18 protein-coding genes are annotated in these 19,293 nt (G+C 36.4%); 7 read left to right on the forward strand and 11 right to left on the reverse strand.

What is annotated here, in order from left to right:
- Nucleotides 1-622: 622 nt before the first annotated feature.
- The 5 genes from HHL20_RS19175 to HHL20_RS19195 form a co-directional block, all read right to left on the reverse strand.
- Entirely contained in the window at nucleotides 623-970 is a 348-nt protein-coding gene (locus HHL20_RS19175) for a cupin domain-containing protein (protein WP_169232762.1), read from the reverse strand.
- A 37-nt stretch (nucleotides 971-1,007) separates the two neighbouring features.
- Nucleotides 1,008-1,628 (reverse strand): alpha/beta hydrolase, encoded by a 621-nt coding sequence (locus HHL20_RS19180; protein WP_169232763.1) that lies wholly within the window; start codon nucleotides 1,626-1,628, stop codon nucleotides 1,008-1,010.
- 3 nt (nucleotides 1,629-1,631) lie between these two features.
- A complete protein-coding gene (locus HHL20_RS19185) occupies nucleotides 1,632-2,585 on the reverse strand; it encodes a VOC family protein (RefSeq protein ID WP_169232764.1) in 954 nt (317 codons plus the stop codon).
- A 43-nt stretch (nucleotides 2,586-2,628) separates the two neighbouring features.
- On the reverse strand, nucleotides 2,629-2,922 hold the full coding sequence (locus HHL20_RS19190; RefSeq protein ID WP_169232765.1) for a GNAT family N-acetyltransferase: 294 nt from the start codon (nucleotides 2,920-2,922) through the stop codon (nucleotides 2,629-2,631).
- 102 nt (nucleotides 2,923-3,024) lie between these two features.
- Nucleotides 3,025-3,954 (reverse strand): ring-cleaving dioxygenase, encoded by a 930-nt coding sequence (locus HHL20_RS19195; RefSeq protein WP_169232766.1) that lies wholly within the window; start codon nucleotides 3,952-3,954, stop codon nucleotides 3,025-3,027.
- 468 nt (nucleotides 3,955-4,422) lie between these two features.
- Here HHL20_RS19195 and HHL20_RS19200 point away from each other — a divergent pair, with 468 nt between their 5' ends.
- The 4 genes from HHL20_RS19200 to HHL20_RS19215 all read left to right on the forward strand — a co-directional run bounded on the left by HHL20_RS19200 (nucleotide 4,423) and on the right by HHL20_RS19215 (nucleotide 9,555).
- A complete protein-coding gene (locus HHL20_RS19200; RefSeq protein ID WP_169232767.1) occupies nucleotides 4,423-5,451 on the forward strand; it encodes a methionine ABC transporter ATP-binding protein in 1,029 nt (342 codons plus the stop codon).
- Complete coding sequence (locus tag HHL20_RS19205; protein WP_169232768.1) at nucleotides 5,444-6,100, forward strand: methionine ABC transporter permease MetI; 657 nt, start codon at nucleotides 5,444-5,446, stop codon at nucleotides 6,098-6,100. The genes HHL20_RS19200 and HHL20_RS19205 overlap by 8 nt, the downstream gene beginning before the upstream one ends.
- Nucleotides 6,101-6,272: 172 nt before the next feature.
- The gene (gene metQ / locus HHL20_RS19210; protein WP_169232769.1) at nucleotides 6,273-7,079 is read left to right on the forward strand and encodes a methionine ABC transporter substrate-binding lipoprotein MetQ; all 807 of its coding nucleotides are present in this window, start codon (nucleotides 6,273-6,275) and stop codon (nucleotides 7,077-7,079) included.
- 211 nt (nucleotides 7,080-7,290) lie between these two features.
- Nucleotides 7,291-9,555 (forward strand): glycoside hydrolase family 3 C-terminal domain-containing protein, encoded by a 2,265-nt coding sequence (locus HHL20_RS19215; protein WP_169232770.1) that lies wholly within the window; start codon nucleotides 7,291-7,293, stop codon nucleotides 9,553-9,555.
- 161 nt (nucleotides 9,556-9,716) lie between these two features.
- On the opposite strand, the gene HHL20_RS19220 is transcribed toward HHL20_RS19215, so the two are convergent.
- Genes HHL20_RS19220 through HHL20_RS19230 form a run of 3 tightly spaced genes read right to left on the reverse strand, consistent with a single transcriptional unit; the run spans nucleotide 9,717 to nucleotide 12,927 of the window.
- Entirely contained in the window at nucleotides 9,717-10,670 is a 954-nt protein-coding gene (locus tag HHL20_RS19220) for a Fic family protein (protein WP_169232771.1), read from the reverse strand.
- A gap of 52 nt (nucleotides 10,671-10,722) precedes the next feature.
- Nucleotides 10,723-11,514, reverse strand: a complete 792-nt coding sequence (locus HHL20_RS19225) for a metallophosphoesterase (protein ID WP_228463227.1) — start codon at nucleotides 11,512-11,514, stop codon at nucleotides 10,723-10,725.
- A 24-nt stretch (nucleotides 11,515-11,538) separates the two neighbouring features.
- Nucleotides 11,539-12,927 (reverse strand): MFS transporter, encoded by a 1,389-nt coding sequence (locus HHL20_RS19230; RefSeq protein WP_169232772.1) that lies wholly within the window; start codon nucleotides 12,925-12,927, stop codon nucleotides 11,539-11,541.
- 143 nt (nucleotides 12,928-13,070) lie between these two features.
- Between HHL20_RS19230 and HHL20_RS19235 the strand changes: the two genes are divergently transcribed.
- Together HHL20_RS19235 and HHL20_RS19240 are read left to right on the forward strand one after the other, a co-directional pair.
- Nucleotides 13,071-13,541, forward strand: coding sequence for an Lrp/AsnC family transcriptional regulator (locus tag HHL20_RS19235; protein ID WP_169232773.1), 471 nt, complete (start codon nucleotides 13,071-13,073; stop codon nucleotides 13,539-13,541).
- 131 nt (nucleotides 13,542-13,672) lie between these two features.
- Nucleotides 13,673-14,308 carry a response regulator transcription factor gene (locus HHL20_RS19240; protein ID WP_169232774.1) on the forward strand — a complete coding sequence of 212 codons (636 nt, stop codon included), beginning with the start codon at nucleotides 13,673-13,675 and terminating at the stop codon, nucleotides 14,306-14,308.
- 1 nt (nucleotide 14,309) lies between these two features.
- Here the strand turns inward: HHL20_RS19240 and HHL20_RS19245 are convergent, their stop codons facing one another.
- On the reverse strand, nucleotides 14,310-15,992 hold the full coding sequence (locus HHL20_RS19245; protein WP_169232775.1) for a sensor histidine kinase: 1,683 nt from the start codon (nucleotides 15,990-15,992) through the stop codon (nucleotides 14,310-14,312).
- 22 nt (nucleotides 15,993-16,014) lie between these two features.
- On the reverse strand, nucleotides 16,015-17,250 hold the full coding sequence (locus tag HHL20_RS19250; RefSeq protein WP_169232776.1) for a two-component regulator propeller domain-containing protein: 1,236 nt from the start codon (nucleotides 17,248-17,250) through the stop codon (nucleotides 16,015-16,017).
- Between the two features lie 1,184 nt (nucleotides 17,251-18,434).
- Between HHL20_RS19250 and HHL20_RS19255 the strand changes: the two genes are divergently transcribed.
- Entirely contained in the window at nucleotides 18,435-18,785 is a 351-nt protein-coding gene (locus HHL20_RS19255; RefSeq protein ID WP_169232777.1) for a helix-turn-helix domain-containing protein, read from the forward strand.
- 234 nt (nucleotides 18,786-19,019) lie between these two features.
- Here the strand turns inward: HHL20_RS19255 and HHL20_RS19260 are convergent, their stop codons facing one another.
- Nucleotides 19,020-19,277, reverse strand: a complete 258-nt coding sequence (locus HHL20_RS19260; RefSeq protein WP_169232778.1) for a hypothetical protein — start codon at nucleotides 19,275-19,277, stop codon at nucleotides 19,020-19,022.
- Nucleotides 19,278-19,293: the final 16 nt, after the last annotated feature.

A 19,293-nucleotide genomic window follows, 5' to 3' on the forward strand; every position in this document is an offset into this window, starting at 1 on the left:
ATTATGTGACTGTGTCATTCTGGAAGAATCTCAACTTCTTTTAATTACATTTTCTTTTGTCTTAAAACAAAAGAAACAAAAGTTCAAGACTGGACCTTCCGCTAAAAATTCCTTTTGCTCTCTAAAAATTCTAAAACTTGCGCGAGTTCACTATTGGTTCTTCGGTTATATTTTGTCGCGCTTCGGACAGTAGAATTTTCTTTACGTTCGCAAAAGTAATTTTCTTTACGCTTCAGTTTCCTAGGTTGTTTTTTATATTATTGTGAATAAAGATCCTTCGACTGCTTCACGTTCAGGATGACAGAGTATATTATGTGACTGTGTCATTCTAAAAGAATCTCAACTTCTTTTAATTACATTTTCTTTTGTCTTGAAACAAAAGAAACAAAGTTCAAGACTGGAACCTTACGCTAAAAATCCTTTTGCTCTAAAAATTCTAAAACTTGCGCGAGTTCACTATTGGTCCTTCGGTTTTATATTTTTGTCGCGCTTCGGACAGTAGAATTTCTTTACGTTCGCAAAAGTAATTTTCTTTACGCTTCATTTCCCCCGGTCATTTTCTTTAATTTATTTACTCTTTTGTTATTGGTTATCTATCCGTCTAATATCTTGCGGTCTTTTCTTACAAATGTATGAATAATGACGTTCTCTCTTTTTTCTCGAGATTCCTGGTTTTATGGCCTTTTCCGGTTGTGTCTTCTACCAGGAGAATCTCGCCGGTCTGAAACTGACGGAACTCTCCGAGTGAGGTTTCTATTTCAACACCTCCATCCAAAAGCACAATGAATTGCTTCTGCGGGGCATGATGAAAATCGTAATCATAATCTGCGGAAACTTTTCTGAACTGTAATTTTTTAACTTCAAAATTTTCGGATAAATATCCTATTTCACCCTGATCGACTAAAGGAATTTCAAGATCTTCAAAATGAGATTCGCCTTTTTCGTCACTAAATATTCTTGTGATCTTCATCTTTTTAAATTGGAAAAAATAAATGTTAAGATTTTATCTATACAAAAATCAGTGAATTCGCCAGTTCAAGCTCTTCTTCATTAATAGAATGTCCGAAATTCTGATACACTTTTTCGGTAACGTCTGCATTCATTTCCCGGAGAATATTAGCCGTTGCATATACTCTTTCTACCGGTACATGAAAATCCGGATTGCTGGTTGCTAACAAAACAGGTGTTTGTGCAAAATCTCCTCTGTAATTTTCCCGGTTGATCTTTTCACCAATCACCCCACCGATAATGGCTGCCGCCCCACCGAATTTCTGTGCATTTCTTGCTAAAAACTCCAGCGTAAGACAGGCTCCCTGTGAAAATCCGAAGAAATAAATGTTTTCTGGTTTAATATTTTCGGCTAAAGCCTTTTCAACGGTTTTTCCAATCGTTTCCACTGCTGAAGAGAGCCACGGCTCATTCTGTTCGGCCGGAGCGATGAAGGAAAACGGATACCAGCTGCCGTTGGTAGCCTGGGGAGCGAGCAGTGCATAGTCTTTCACATTTAAATACTGTGACAAGCTTAAAATATCCTGTGCGCTTCCACCTCTTCCATGCACCATAATCAACACTTTTGCTGCTTCATTCAATGGTTTTCCTGCTGTTTTTATATCTAAAATATGACTCATGATTTATCTGTATTTTTCTGTTGGATAAATAAATTTCGGGAGAACTTCTACCAAATGTTCTCTTTTTTCTTCAAACTGTTGAGGAAGGTTTAAATGTTCACCCAATGAAGCAAGTTCCTCATCAACATCAAATCCGGGACCTGAAGTAGCGATTTCAAACAAAACACCGCCCGGCTCTTTGAAATATACGGAAGTGAAATATTTACGGTCTTTCACTTCAGTATGTTCCAATCCGAATGTATTGAGTTTTTCAATCATCTCAAGCTGGGTTTGTGCGTCGGGAGTAGCGAAGGCAACGTGATGAACTGTTCCTCTTCCGGCAAGTCCTTTCAAAGCATTCGGGGTGCAAACGAGATCAACATATTTTCCCGGGGCATCTTCCGCGGCGTATCTGAACCGGTCTGAACTTTCCGCAATAAGCTGATGATTCATCTGGGTAATGAGCAGCGCTGCAGTTCTTTCATAAGCATCCAGCCAGATTTCCACATGATGAATTCCTTTGATGGCAAAATCTTTTGGGATAAAATGATTGTTGTATCCTTTACGATCATCCTTATCATTAAAAACCAATTCCAGTCCGAGCCCATCAAAATCTTCAAGATAAATAAATACTTCCCCCGAAAATCTTTGCTGTGGATGTTTGAAAGGAATATTAAACTGATTCAAGCGATTCATCCAATAGTCGAGCGCATCCATGGATATGGAAAACGCTGTTGTATTCAGCATACCCTTTCCGTGTCTTCCGTTGACAAGTCCTTTTCCGTATGGAAAAGTCGTCATAATCGTTCCCGGCGTTCCGAATTCGTCTCCGAAATAAAAATGGTAGACATCGGAATAATCGAAATTCACGGTCTTTTTTACCAGCCGAAGTCCTAATACTCCGGTATAAAAGTCTATATTTTCTTGTGCATCGCCCGTGATGGCGGTAACGTGGTGAAGTCCTGTGATGAGGTTCATAGTTTTGATTTGAGGTTGAAGTTAAGATTGAGGTTAAATGGAGTTATTCTGCTTTTAACCAAATGTCATTGTACAATTCGGGGTTTCTTTTGAACTGGGCATGAACATACGGACACAAGGGTACGATTTTAAGGTCGTTTTCTCTTGCATACGAAACCAGCTTATCCAATAATATTTTGGCAAAACCTTTTCCTGCATATTCTTCGCTGACTTCGGTATGATACACGGTCAATTTGTTTCCCATTACTGAAATATCCATTTTTCCGGCTTTGTTGTCGTCTGAAAAAAGCTGTATTTCACCTCTTACGTTTCCTAAAACTACTTTCGTTGTTTCCATATGTTTAAATTTTTATTGCTTATTGCTTATTGCTTATTGCTTATTGCTTATTGCTTATTGCTTATTGCTAAGGTACATTGTTTATCAAAAAAGGATGATGACCTATGATAATTTCGGCAATACCTCTTCTATTTTTTGGCGTAAGCCTTCGTGCTGTTTCGGAAGTTTTAAGCTTGTTCCCAATTCGTTCAACGGCTCATCTACTGTGAATCCGGGATTATCGGTAGCAATTTCGAATAAAACACCGCCCGGTTCACGGAAATACAGTGAATAAAAATAATCTCTGTCTATCTTCGGAGTGATATTCAAACCTGCGGAAAGCACTTTTTCGCGGAATTCCATTAACACATTATCATCTTTCACTCTGAATGCTACATGGTGATTGGTTCCTGCCGCATTTCTTCCCAATAACAATTTATCATTTTCAATGATATCAACAATGTTTGCTGTTTCTATGGCGTCTGTAGCAAAACGGTATCTTTCACCTTCCTGTTTCTGAAGATCATATCCGAAGATATCCGTTAAGACTTTAATAGTCGGCTCTGCTTTTTTCAATGAAAGCGTTACATTGTGAAATCCTTTCAAAGCATTTTCTTCTTTGATATCTTCTGTTGTCCACACCTTTCTGTTGTCTGTCGAGGATTCGATAAACTGCAGCTGTAAACCATCCGGATCCTGAAATGAAATCAGTTTTTCACCGAATATTTCTCCCTCTTCCGCACTTACATTAAACTGCTGCAGTCTGTTTTTCCAGAAACCAAGGCTTCCTTTGGGAACCGAATATCCGATATGGGTGGCCAATCCCGCTCCGTTGGTGCCTTTTCCTATTCCTTCCCACGGGAAAAATGTCAGAATGGTTCCTGGCGTTCCTTCTTCGTTTCCGAAATAAAAATGGTAGGTTCCGGGATCATCAAAATTGACAGTTTTTTTTACCAGTCTTACTCCCAGTACCTGAGTGTAAAAATCTAAATTTCTTTTGGCGTTGTCTGCAATCGCAGTGATATGGTGCAGCCCTAAAATTCTATTATTCATGTTGTTTAATTTTATATGACAAATGTATGAGCTTATAAAATCCTGCACATTTAACTAGTTTAATAAATGCTTTTCATATACATTAGAAATGCAGTTCTACGATATATTTTTTAATTAATTTTAAATATTATATTAAATTTTCAATCTTAACCAGAATATAAAAAGAATTATTTTTTAAAATAAATATTTAAAAGTCAATGAATTAAAATTTATTTAATAAAAAGTCTACTTATTTTATGGACTAATAAAAATTTATGTTCTATATTTGCAAGCGTAATCAGAAGATAAAAAAATGAATACAGGTTTGAAAAATATTTTCATCATGAAGCATACCATCAGAACAAAGATGATGTATTGCTGTATGCCTGAAATAGAGCATTGTGGTGACTGACCTTACTTTTATATGACATATTTTAAAGGCTTTACCACGTTGTAGAGCCTTTTTTTATTTAATGAAGCATCGTAAAAATGATAGAGATAAAAAATATATCAAAAACTTTCCATCAGAAAAAACAGTCTTTTAAAGCACTGGATCAGGTCAGCCTGGACATTGAAAAAGGTGATATCGTAGGAATTATAGGGTTTTCGGGAGCCGGAAAAAGTACGCTAATCAGAACCGTAAACCTGCTTGAAAAACCGGACGAAGGGGAAATTATCATCAACGGAAAAGATTTTACCAGGTTAAAACCCAGAGAACTGGCAAAGGAAAGAAAAAAAATAGGAATGATCTTCCAGCATTTCAACCTTCTTTCATCAAGAACCGTTTCTGAAAATATTGCTTTACCGCTGGAACTTGATGGCGCAAATAAAGAAGCAATTCAAAAAAAGGTTAGTGAGCTTCTCAAAATCGTAGGTCTTGAAGACAAGGCCAATGATTATCCTAAAAGCCTTTCGGGAGGGCAGAAACAGAGAATTGCCATTGCAAGAGCCCTGGCCAACGACCCTTACCTTCTGCTCTGCGATGAAGCTACAAGTGCGCTTGATCCGGCAACAACGCTGTCCATCCTCCAACTGCTGAGAGATATCAATAAAAGGCTGGGTATTACCATCCTGCTGATTACCCACGAAATGGAAGTCATCCGGACGGTTTGCAACCATGTTGCTGTTATAGACAAAGGAAAACTTATTACCAAAGGAACTTTACGGGAGATTATTTCACAAAAAGATCATCCCATCATCAAACAATTTTTAAATCCTGGTGTTATGAATATACCGCAAGAACTTAATAAAAAACTCCAAAAAGAACCACAGCACGGTCTTTTCCCTCTTATAGAAATACAAGTAAATGAAGATATTTCGGTTGAAGAACTTCTTTCTATTGTATATGATAAATACAAAATCCCTTATAAAGTTCTGAAGGCAGATGTGGAATATCTGGGAGATGCGAATTTCGGTAAACTTCTGCTTCAGCTTCAGGGGGATGAAGAAGAAAATCAGCAGGCGATTTATTATTTAAATCAAAACAAAATCCAAAACAGAGTAAGAGGTTATGCTTAGTGAAACGGTAATTAATCTTCTTTCAAAGGGAGTTTGGGAAACAGTTTTTATGACATTTGTTTCCGGATTTTTCGGGTTTGTGTTAGGACTGCCGGTTGGGATTTTATTATTTCTGACTAGAAAAGGACAGCTTTTGGAAAACAGGATTTATAACAGAATCTTGTCGGTGCTGGTTAATATTTTCCGGTCTATTCCTTTTATTATCCTGATTGTCTGGATGATTCCTTTCACCAGGAGCCTGGTAGGAACATCCATTGGCGTTAATGCAGCACTGGTTCCATTGAGTATTGGCGCAGCACCATTTATTGCAAGACTGGTCGAAAACAGCCTGCTGGAAGTTCCGGCCGGACTGATAGAAACCGCCAGAGCGTTGGGAGCAAGCCCTTTTCAGATCATCAGGAAAATTCTCCTGCCGGAAGCGCTGCCTTCGTTAATCAACAATGCAACGATTACTTTAATAACCTTAGTAGGTTATTCTGCGATGGGAGGAGCGGTAGGCGCCGGCGGATTGGGACAGATTGGGTATCAGTACGGCTACATCGGCTATGATGCCGTCATTATGAATCTTGTACTTGCGTTATTGGTAGCGATTGTATTTGTTATTCAGTTTTTCGGTGACCGACTGGCTAAACGGTTTGATCATCGATAAAAGGATAATAATTGTCCTTCAAATTTAACATATGTAATGTGAATGTGAAATAGTGTGGTGGCATTGCAAAACTTTGTCACTGATGGCAAAAGGCGAATTTCCGGGACATCCTGAGATTAATACCGTTCTGTGATCTTCGCTTTTTGACCATTTAAAAAGAAAATAATTTACAATGAAAAAAATAAAGATTTTAGGACTGATAACTGTTGGAATATTACTGTCAGCCTGCAATTCCGGTAAAGACAATCCCAATTCGATTAAAGTAGGTATTACCTCCGGACCGGAGCAGGAAATTGCGGAAACCGCTAAAAAAGTAGCGAAAGAAAAATATAACCTTGATGTGGAACTCGTTGCCTTCAACGATTATGTTGTGCCAAATGAAGCTCTGAATAATGGTGACATAGATGCCAATGCCTTTCAGCATGTACCGTATCTGAATGAGCAGTCAAAACAGAGAGGCTATAAACTGGCCGTCGTGGGAAATACATTTGTCTACCCTATTGTAGCCTATTCCAAAAAAATAAAAAACATCAGCGAACTTCAGAATGGCAGTACGGTTGTCATTCCCAATGACCCGACTAACGGCGGACGATCTTTACTGCTGCTGCAGAAAAATGGGTTGCTGAAACTAAGGGACGGCATTGGGTTGCTGCCTAAAGTAACTGATATTACTGAGAACCCGAAACAGTTAAAACTTATCGAAATTGAAGCACCACAGCTACCGAGAGTATTGGATGATAAAGAAGTGGTACTGGCGATCATCAACAATAATTTTGCAGCACAGGCCGGACTGGATGCAGAAAAGCAGGGAATTTTAAAAGAAGACAAAGATTCTCCCTATGTTAATGTGATTGTTTCCAGAGAGGATAATAAAAATTCTGAAAAGGTGAAAAAATTTGTAAAAGCCTATGAATCTGATGAGGTGTTAAAAAAAGCAGAGGAAATTTTCAAGGGTGGTGCTATTAAAGGCTGGAATTAAAAGTAATCATTAATCTATAATTATTCAAGTTTTCGAGATTGATATAAATTTTGTTATTTATATATTTTTGCTGACATCATTTCTTTTTAAGGAGTGATGTTTTTGTTTTTTATAATGGTGAGAAATAACCAATTTTCCGAAATTACATTTTCTCAATTTGAGATAATAAAAAAATTCCCTATTTTTGTTTTTAATCTAAAAAAGGCTTTTTATGTTAAAGAAAACCGCCATTGTAAGTTTATTTACTCTTATTTCCGCTTCGTATATGGCTCAAAATACCAAGACAATTCCCGTTTATTTAGACGAATCAAAACCCGTTGAACAGCGTATTCAGGATGCTCTTTCCAAAATGACGCTTGAAGAAAAAATTGCGATGCTTCATGCGCAATCGAAGTTCAGTTCTCCGGGAGTACCGAGACTGGGAATTCCTGAATTCTGGACAACCGACGGCCCTCACGGAGTACGTTCTGAAGTAAAATGGGACGAATGGGACCAGGCCGGCTGGACCAACGATTCTATTATCGCCTACCCTGCCTTAACAGCACTTTCCGCAACCTGGAACAAAAACATGTCCTGGAATTACGGGAAAGCATTGGGTGAAGAAGCCCGCTACAGAAAAAAAGATATTCTTCTGGGACCAGGCGTCAATATTTACAGAACACCTTTAAACGGAAGAAACTTCGAATATATGGGAGAAGATCCGTTTTTAACTTCAAAAATGGTGGTTCCCTACATAAAAGGTGTGCAGTCGAATGGTGTGGCAACTTCAGTAAAGCATTTTGCTTTAAACAATCAGGAAATGTTTCGTCACACCAGCAATGTGATCGTGGACGACAGAACGTTGTATGAAATTTATCTTCCACCCTTTAAAGCTGCCGTAACGGAAGGAGATTCGTGGACGATCATGGGAGCTTATGATATGTACAAAGGGCAGTACGCAAGCCAGAACCAATATCTTTTGAATGACATCCTCAAAAAAGAATGGAATTATAAAGGTGTTGTGGTTTCGGACTGGGGTGCGGTAAATAATACTGAACAGGCTATCCATAACGGGCTTGACCTTGAATTCGGAAGCTGGACCAACGGTTTATCGGACGGACATTCCAATGCTTATGACAATTATTACCTGGCACAACCGTATTTAAAATTAATTAAAGAAGGAAAAGTGGGGACAAAAGAGCTTGATGATAAAGTTACCAGACTTTTGCGCCTTGCTTATAAAACTACCATGAACAGGAACAAGCCTTTTGGGAATATTGCTTCTGAAGAACATAAAGCTGTAGCAAAAGAAATTGGTGAAGAAGGAATCGTGCTTCTGAAAAACCAGGGAAATGTTCTTCCGATTGACATCAATAAGGCTAAAAAAATTGCCGTTATCGGTGAAAATGCCATCAAGATAATGACCGTAGGAGGAGGTTCTTCTTCTCTGAAAGTAAAATATGAAACGCTTCCTTTGGATGGAATTAAAGCCAGATTCGGGAAACAGGCTGATGTACAGTATGCACGAGGATATGTAGGAGACATCGGTGGCGAATATAACGGGGTAAAATCCGGGCAGAACCTGAAAGAAGAACGTTCTCCTGAAGCTCTTCTTGAAGAAGCGGTAGCACTAGCCAAGTCTTCAGATTATGTCATTTTTGTTGGCGGACTAAATAAAGCTGATTTCCAGGACAGCGAAGGCAATGACAGAAAAAGCTACGGACTTCCTTACAATCAGGATCAGGTGATTTCTGCGCTGGCAAAAGCCAATAAAAACCTTGCCGTAGTGCTGGTATCCGGAAATGCGGTGGCAATGCCTTGGGTAAAAGAAGTTCCGACGATTGTTCAGGCATGGTATCTGGGTTCCGAAGCAGGAAATTCACTTGCAGCCGTATTGGCTGGTGATGCGAACCCTTCCGGAAAACTGCCGTTTACATTTCCTGTAAAACTTGAAGATAATGCTGCCCATCAAATGGGAGAATATCCTGGAAATAAAGAAGAGCTGGCTGCCGGAAAAGGAAAAGACCAGAAAAACCCGATCAACATCAAATACAACGAAGGCATTCTGGTAGGATACAGATGGCATGACACGAAAAAGATCAAACCTTTATTTAGTTTCGGGCATGGTCTGAGCTACACGACTTTTGAATTCGGAAAAGCAAAAGCAGATAAAAAGACAATGTCACAGGATGATACCATCACTTTTACGGTAACAGTTAAAAATACAGGTAAAAAAGCAGGAGCTGAAGTTGCACAACTTTACATCAGTGATCTGAAATCCTCTGTCCAGCGTCCAGCCAAAGAACTGAAAGGTTTTGAAAAAGTATTCCTGAACCCGGGAGAGGAAAAAGAAGTAACGTTTACCATAGACAAAACAGCTTTAAGCTTTTTCGATGCCGATAAACACGACTGGGTTGCTGAACCCGGAGATTTCGAAGCCTTAATGGGAAATTCTTCTGATGCTATTAAAACCAAAGTGAAGTTTACTTTAAAGTAGTTTTACTTATTTATATTTCTAAAAACGTGAATGCCCGGATTTTGTCCGGGCATTTTTTATTAATTTTAATTTAAATATTTGAATATTAGGATTGTATAAGAGTCTAAAAAATTAGGAATATTTTGATAAGTACTATGTTTAATATTTTTGCGGCTCAATAATTATTTAAATTGATATTCTGTTGTTCTTTGCTCTCCTGATTTCATCAAAATGTTCTCATCAGCCGCCCATTTCAGATCCCTGCTTGCGGTGGGAGCCGAAATATTTTTAAAATTTTGTAAATAGTCTTTTCTGCTGAACTTTTTATTTCCAATTTTTTCTTTGAATAAAAATATTCTGTCTTTTACGCTTAAGATGATATTTTGTGATTGTAGAACCTGTTCTAAAGATTGTAAAATAATAGACAACATAAACTCAATAAATGGAGTCGATTGCCCGGCTTTATCAGATTCTGAAAGTTTGTTGTAATATTCCTGCTGGTTTTCTTTGATCAGACTTTCAACCGGCAAATATTCAAAAACAGGATATTGCTGCATTAAAATCAAGGTCTGCCAAAGCCTTCCCATTCTTCCGTTTCCGTCAGTAAAAGGGTGTATAAATTCAAATTCGTAATGAAAAACACAGCTCTTAATCAGGATCAAATCTTTATCATTTTTTAAATAGTTAAAAAGATCATTCATCAATCCTTTTACCATTGCCCCACCTGGAGCGAGGTGTTCAACCTTTGACCCTTTTACAATTCCAACATTGGTTGTTCTAAATTTCCCCGCATTCTCAACCAGGTTTTTCATCAATACTGAATGTGCTGATTCTAAATCTTTAATTTTATTGGGATTAAAAATTTTTAAATCATTATAAACTTCAATTGCATTTTGAACTTCCAAAATGTCTTTTGCCGGAGCAATAATTCTTTTATTCTCCAGCAAAGCAGTTATCTGTTCTTCCGTAAGTGTATTCCCTTCAATTTCAAGTGAAGACTGAATCGTTTTAATTCTATTCTTCTTTCTGAGTTCAGTATTGGGTTTGTGAAGATGATTCGCGTTAATTTCTCCTATTTTCTCGGAAATAGAAGCAATTAATTTTAATATCTTTTTTGTAATATAAGGCGGTTTCAAAGTATGATAGTATCATTTGATACTATCAAAGATATGATTTTTAATTATAATTTTAAACTTCTATAATCAGTTCCTTCTCGTATCCGTTGTATTTTTCCGTAACATATCCGTGCGGATTACAAATAATTTCAGTCCTACCAATTTTGTATCTGCAAGGCGTATGAATATGCCCGTGAATCCAGTATAATGGTTGATATTTTAGAATTAAATATTCTATGTCTGACGCGTACGCTGCGGTCAGCGAATCTTTTTTAAAATGTTCCGGTACCGATTTGAGGCTCGGCGCATGATGGGTCACAACTATATTCCGCATCTCTTTAGATTCCTCCAGACTTTCTGTGAGCCAGGCTCTTGAAAACTGATGAATTTTAAAAATATCAATCGATCTCATTTTTGAATAGGAAGGATCGCGGCGAATCATTTTATAGTCGTTCATTCCATTCTGACAGAGAAATCCGTAATATCTGGGATCTCCGAAAATTGAAAAGTCCGTCCATAAAGTGGATCCGTGAAAACGTATGCCTTCAATATCCACAAAGCTGTCTTCCAGAACAAAAATATTGGACTTTACAGCTGCTTGTTTTATCTTATTCAATGTTTTCGGATAGGAGTCTTTATAATATTCATGATTTCCGAGCACATAGATTACAGGCTTATTAGGAATATAAGTTTTAATCCAGTCAATTCCCTTCGTTCCCAGATTCACATCTCCGGCCAGCACAACAACATCAGAATTATCAAAAAACAGATCGGTTGTTCCAAATTCCTGGTGCAGATCACTGATGACTTGTATTTTCATTCTGCTAAAATAAAAAAGAACCGGCGTTTTTTCCGGTTCTTTCATATAATTTAATTAAAGAAGGTCAATTTAGGAAACAGCGATTTCAGCTTCTCTGATTTTTAAAGTTCTGACGATAAAATAAAACAATATTCCCAGCGCAGATAGAGCATAACCAAGCAAAATAAATAAGCTTAAATTTCCCACTGCCCATTCCGAAGGAAAAACCTGGCTCATTAATGTCATGAAAGATAACCCAATTCCTGCTCCTAAAAAGTAGCTTGTGGAACTCACACTTGAAGCTACTCCGTAATCTGAAGCTTCAATATCCTGAACGCCCAACACAGACTGTGAGGTAAAACAAAATGTCATTCCTATTCCGGAAATACAGGCTGCCCCAATTAAAACCAATGGTAAAGGATGTCCGGTATACACCGAGATCAGCAGTAGTAAAGCGCCGGCCAACATAAAGCTCCACCCGAAAACAGCCATCTGAGCAGAATCCAGTCTTTTTGAAATATGCGGTAAAGCAAATTTAGCAACCAACGCAGACATGACACTGAACGGAACCAGCATTAATCCCGCCGAAGCCGCACTATGATTCATATCTTTCTGGAGCATCAGTGAAATAAGAAATAGAAATCCTATAAAAAATGCACCCAGTGCAACGAAACTTATTCCTGAAACTTTAAGGGATCTGTGTTTCATTAATGACAGGTCTATCAATGGCTGAGCTGTTGATTTTAAACGATAAAATAAAATTGCTAATAATGAAAACGCCAGTAAAAAAGAAGAAACAACAGTTACGGTCTGTTCTTTAATATGAATGAGGTCATGTGCTCCGTAAGTAAGGCTCAACAGCCCCAATACAAGCAAAATACCTGATAAGACATCTGTTTTCTTTGACTTTTCTGAGACTGCTGTGTCCTTCGGAAGATAATAATAAGCTAAAATAAGCGTGACAGCCAAAATGGGAACATTAATCAGAAAAACCCAATGCCAGCTGAGGTATGTACTGATAATTCCTCCCAGTGAAAGCCCGCTTCCGGAACCGATTGCCGCAAATGAACTGAAGATTCCCACCGCACGGTTTCTTTCCTGATCTCCTGTGAAGGTATTGGTAACAATAGACATCGCGGAAGGCATGATGAATGCCGCACCCAGTCCCTGCAAAGCACGAAATACCGCCAGCATTTCAAATCCGGATGATAATCCTGCTCCTAACGAAGTCAGCATGAAAATTAATGATCCCAGAAGAAAAATCTTCCGGCGCCCGAGCTGGTCGGAAAGCTTTCCGCCAATAATAAGAAATCCTCCGAAAAAAAGCACATACAGCGTCTGAAGCCATTGCACCGTCTCTGTACCGATACCGAATTGCCCCTGAATAGAAGGAATAGAAAGATTAACAATAGCAATATCCAACGCTTCTACAAAAGTTCCTGCAGATGCTATCATCAAGATGAGTTTTTTTCTATCCATATAGTTCATTTATGCTGCAAAATTACAATTATTAGAACGTTTGTTAAAATTTAGTGTTAATTTTAGAACAAATATTATATTATTAAATTTTTTAAAGTACATTTACTCTTATATTTAAAAAATTAATGCCTAAAACAGAACAAATGACAACAGAAAATTATACGCCCGATGAAAAAGATCTTTCCATTCTGAAAATTCTTCAGAAAGATGCTAAGCTGAGTGTTCGGGATATCGCAGGAAGAATTAACCTAAGCCCTACACCGACACACGAACGCATTAAAAGAATGGAAAGACTGGGAATCATCCGGGAATATACGACCGTGGTAGACCGCAAAAAAGTGAATAAAGGAATGATGGTGATCTGTATGATCGCTTTGAATGTCCATAATAAGAAGACAGCAGGAAAATTCATTGAAGAGGTCGGAAAACTGAAAGAAGTGGTTGAGTTTTATAACATCAGCGGGGACTTTGATTTTATGCTGAAGATCCTGGCGCCCAATATGGACGAGTTCCATGAATTTTTTGTGAATAAACTCTCTGAAATTGAGGGAATCGGGCAGACCAAAAGTATTTTTGTGATGAACAGCATTAAAGAAAGCACACAGATCCTATGATTTTAATTAGATATACCTTATTTATATTCTGCCATCGTTAGGAGATTCATTCATACAGAAAATCAAAGATTCACAAGATTTAGAAAAAATATTAATATATTTGAATATATAAACATGATGAAAACTATATAATGGAGACCAACAAAAAAAGCGTACTGATTATTGATGATCACAGTATTGTGAGGCAGGGAGTCTATCTGCTTATCAGAAAGCATTTTGCCAATACCGATATATTTGAAGCTTCTACTTTAAATGACGGGAAAGCAATCATCAAAAAAGGAGGAATAAATTTCATCATTCTGGATATCAACTTTCCTGAAGGTAATAGTCTCAATTTTGTTGAAAATCTCTCCATAGAATATGGTGACAGCATCAAGATACTTATTTTTTCTGCGCTTGAAGAAACGATTTACGCCTTCAACTTTATAAAGGCAGGAGCGCACGGGTTTTTAAGCAAACTTTCTGAACAGGAAGAAATTGTAAGAGCTTTCAGTAAATTTTTTGAATCGGGTAAATATTTAAGTGAAGAGCTTAAAGAAAGGCTTCTTGACAATATGATCCGGAAAAGCAATGCATCACCTATCGAAATGCTTTCCATCCGTGAGCTGGAAATCGCAAGGCTTCTGGTTGCCGGATTATCCAATAATGAAATTGCTGCCAAACTTTATATCCATAAATCTACCGTAAGCACCTATAAAACAAGAATTTTTGAGAAGCTCGGAATCAATAATATTCCTGCCCTTCTTAATATTTTCAATTTAAATTAAATTAAACAGCAAACGTTAAAATCATTTTTGTTCCTTCCCCCTTTTTACTCTCAATATCAAAAGAGACATCGATAAGAGGCAGTAGCTCCTTAACTATTTTCATTCCTAACCTTGAACCTGAGAAGTCCTGATTCTGTTTCAGCTTTGCCAGTTCTTCTTCCGACATCCCAAGCCCCGTATCTTCAATTACGAGATGATAACGGCACTCCTCAGTAGTAATCCCGTAAATATAGATGAATCCCTGATCCGTATACTTAATGGCATTGTCTAATATATTGTGAATTACAATGCTTAAAACATCCGGATTACTCACTACAATATCATTTTTACTGAGGTTATTCTGTATCTGTATAGATTTAAATTCTGCCGTATTGGCAAACAACAGCATTCTTTGGAAAATAAAATCTCTAAGTATAATATTTTCTCTGGTTTTATAATTGTCGTAAATGAAAATTTTATTGTAATTAATCGTGGAATCTATAAATTCAAGTATCTGAGTTGAAGATTCATTAATAGAACCTATGACTTTCTTTTCGTAGCAGGCATCATCAATGCTATCCAGAAGAAGTTCAGTACTCAGATTAATAAATTTTAGCGGGCTTTTGATATCATGACTTATTGCCGCCACAAGTTTTTTCTGTCTGTAAAGCTGTGCATAAAGTTCTTCCCGCGTTTTGGATAAGGAACCTATTGTTTCTTTTAATTCTGTGGTGCGTTCATCAATTTTGGCATTTAAAAGGAGGGATTCTTTTTCTATTTGCTTCAGCCTTATCCTGTAAAATGAATAAAAAACCAACAGCAATACAATAATGCCAAGAATTTTGAATGCGGTAGTTTCCCAAAAAGTAGGCTTCACAAACACCTGTAATTTTTTATAAATGTATACCGAAGAAAAATCTTTTAATTTTCTGACGTGGATATCATGCTTTCCATAGGTGAGGGAATTGATGCTTATGGTCCTGTTATCCGGAAGAGGCTGCCATCTGTCATCATCTATTTTATACTCAACATAATCATTTGCCTGGTTTCCGAAATTTGTATAATCCACAAAAATTTTCACATATCCGAAATTATTTTCCAGGTTTAAATTTCCTGAAATGTTTTTTTCTTTTTCATTTATAGCTACTCTATCTATATAAAAGTCTGTACCCGGCATAACAGGAGAAGCATTTTTCGTATTGATATATACTATTCCATTCATGGAAGGGAATGCAATAAAGCCATTGTTGATCAACCCATTAATATTGGCACCGCCATTAAATTCAGATGTAAGCAAACCATCTCTAAGACTATATCTGTGAATGTAAAACCCGGCATTTCCTTCAACATAAGAGCGGACTAAAATTTCTTTTTTAACCTGAAAAAGACCCTTATTTGATGAGAGCCAGTAATACCCTATTCCGTCATCTATTACACTATGAACGGAAGAAAGGATGCTGCTCTTCTTCGGCGGTCCGTAGAGCTTTCTATCTTTATAAAGATAAAGTCCTTTTCCATAAGATTGTACCCAAAAAATATTGTCTTTGTTATTATTGATGCTTCTGAAGGTTATATTTGAAATAACTGTTTTCCGCTTTCTTTTTTTTTCATCAAAAATGTAAAGGCCGGTGTGTGCAGCAAGAAGGACTTCAGTATCATTAATGGGTGTAATACCTCTCACCGAAACGCCAATATTGTAAAACATTTCTTTTACAATTAGGTTATTTTTAATCATTATGTATCCAATCAGATTTTTGTCCCTGCACGCCAGAGCAAACCATTTTATCTCCAGCTGTACTGCTGATGCTGCGAACAGAAACATCTTTACCGAAATACCTGAGCATTTGAGCTTTATTCTGAGACCAGAGAAGAATGCCATGTTCACTTTTCAGGACGAAGCCCTGATCTACACGAAGAATACCGTATTTATCTTTATTGGGAAACGGGAGATTTTTAATATAGCCCTGTGCACCAAAAACATCGCCCTCACCTGTAATAACTTCTTTATCATTATACCCTGTTATCGCATTAAAAGTTACCCTTTTGGGTGCATTATAAGCATTGATAAAATTTTTTCTGACCACTAAAAAACCCTGGGAAACTGTACCAATAATAAGTGTTCTGGTTATATGATCATAATACATACAGGTAGCAATAAGCTTTTTAAGAGTTGGGCTGCTGCAGATCAGTGTGGTTAATATCATACCATTTTTGTGTTCAATTAAGTAAATTTTATTATTATTCCGGATCAAAAGCTGTTTATTGGCCGTATTGATAAAAAAGTCAAAATCATCATTTTTGGCAATTCCTGTTTGATACTCTTTTACCACACCAGTCTTCTCAATTTTTTCTATCGCTGCATTATTCTTTAGATAAAACAGCTGGTCACCCAATAAAAAAAAGCGAAAAAAAAGATATCCATTCAATTCTTTGACAAACCTGCTCCTGCCGTTTTTATGGTAAAAAAGCCTATAATTATCGATATAGTAAAATTCTTTTTTTGAGATATAAAAATAAAATTTACCTCTGTGTATGAATTCCGGGCTCTCTTTTAGAATCTTCCAAAGATTTTCGACACCATGTGGTTTCAACTGCCTGAACGTAGAAGAGCTGATTTCAGAAATTACCGAAAATCTTCTTTTTGTAATGACTGCAGGAATTTCTCCGGAATTATAAAAAGTAAACAACCAATCATCATCTGCTGAACCGTCTATCATTAAGGTTCTGTTTTCCACCGAAGGAATATTGACATCGAAAGAGATAAAATTTTTTCCGTCAAACCTTACAATTCCGTTTTCGGTAGAAAGCCAGACAAATCCATATTTATCTTTCACGATAGATTTTATGGTATTTTGAGGAAGTTTGCTTTCATCAGCATTATACCATTTCTCGTAATAATTCTCCTGCTGCGCAGAGAACCGCAAGTATGTGAGAACAAAGAGTAGCGCCCAAAGGTATTTCATATTGTGTTGTAAAATAAGACAGTTAATACTTGTAATACTAATACTACACATTGTAGTATAAATACTTATTAAATACCAAAATAGTATTACATACTCTATCTTTTCATAAAAATAACTTTGTGCTTGTAGTTTTACAGTTAGATAACTATAAAATATACATCAAAAATACATTTTTTTATAATATTTCACATATATTTTATAATAAAAATGATATAATTAAAACAGATTAATGAATGTAATATAAAAAACAAAAACAAAAAACGACTTTAAGAAGCCTAAAAAAGCAAATAATGAGAAAAAATTAACTTCGGATTCCGAATCTACAGATGGCCTGTAATGACAACATCATTCGCAGGTCATCTTTGGAAACGGTACACAAAAAAAGAAGAACAATAAGTTTCGGTAAGGAGTTGAATAATAATGACAATTATACAAAATCCTATGAAGGTATTATATGATTTAAAAAGAAATATTATGATTTTTACCGTGTCTTTATCACAACTGTACGGAAAACCACATAATGATCTTTTGAAGTCGAAAAGAAAAATGATACAATCAAAAAAAAGAAAACCCTGAATCGGAACTTATCATTAAAATTAATCCCCTATAAGATTCTAAAACACATAATGATTGATTAAGTATTCAGATATTGCAGAGATTCAGACTCTGCATTTCTGAAGCTTAGATGAAAAAAGACAAACTCAAAGCATTTGTATAAATGATGAAAAAAAATAATTCCCATATACGCTGAAAGTTTTCTTTAAAAAGGATTTGGGTATATATGAATTCCGGGTGGTTTCAAAAGTAGGAATTCGTATTGCGGAACGACATTAAGCCTTATGCTTTCATGCGTTCCGCAACTCAAAAGCCGAATGTATCCACAATCTTGGATTTACCCATCTCCTAAAAAAATATAAATAATACAAGGTAGATAAACATTAACACAGAATAACAATTTCTTTAAAAACTTAAAATCAGGCATTGTGACAAGTAAAAATTACAACTTCAATATCAGTTTCTTTTAAGAAACACAAAAAAAAGTTTCATGAAAACTGGAATTGAATATAACTATTGTCCTTTTGCTGGCTGGTTTTATGAACTTGCTATAACATTTTATTAAGAAGGACATTCCTTATTTTTTTTAAAAGAAAGTGTAGTTACGGATATTAATATAAAAAAGCATTATGGAAAGATCAGTACCCAATTACAAAAGAATATTTGAAGACATTATTCAAAAAAAATGTCCTGAAAAATACAGCTTATGCGCACACCTGCTGAATAAGAGTGAGATCTCAGCAATGGACGTATTAAAACTTAATGCTATTATTTTCGACAAAAACTCAGAATCCGAAAGCACCAATCAAAAGCATAAAAGCTACGACAGTGATACGATCAATAAAATTCTGAATTATCAAAAAGAAAATAAACTCAGCAATGTAGAAGTATCCAGGCATTTTAACTTAAGCCGAAGTACTATAAGCAAATGGAAAAAGACATTTTCTGCTGCCCAAATAAATAACTTTGTCCGCCTGTGACATTTAATTGATTAAGCATAACACATGCAATAACAGCCTTTTCGGAGTAGTTTTTACTTTCAAAAATGTTTCAGTACAATCAGAGTTTCAGCGATGTACACATGAACAGTAAAGATGTAAGCTTAATTGCTTATGACGGGAATAATTTTGGTTGATAGTTTAGTTTATTCCTGCTGCTCTGAAAGGCTTTATGTATCATAGCATACACATTATTTCTCTAAAAAAATCAATTTTCTAAAGCCGGTAAAGAGATAACTTTTCGTACCAAAGACGAAATCTCTTAGTATACCATTCCACTTTATTTTCATTAAAAAAAACATACAGCAGGGTTTTTTCTCCATACCATGTTTTTTTGAGCTGGAATATCGAAGCTTCCTCATTATCGAACACTCTGGTATAATGCTCTAATGTAGCAAGCACTTCCTCCTTACTCATATGCTGGAGATTCGGAATAAAAAGATTCTCTTCACTTTGCTTAAACCTTTTTTTCATTTTCAGGCTGTATTTC

This window comes from Chryseobacterium cheonjiense, from assembly GCF_012927265.1.
GTDB lineage: Bacteria > Bacteroidota > Bacteroidia > Flavobacteriales > Weeksellaceae > Chryseobacterium > Chryseobacterium cheonjiense.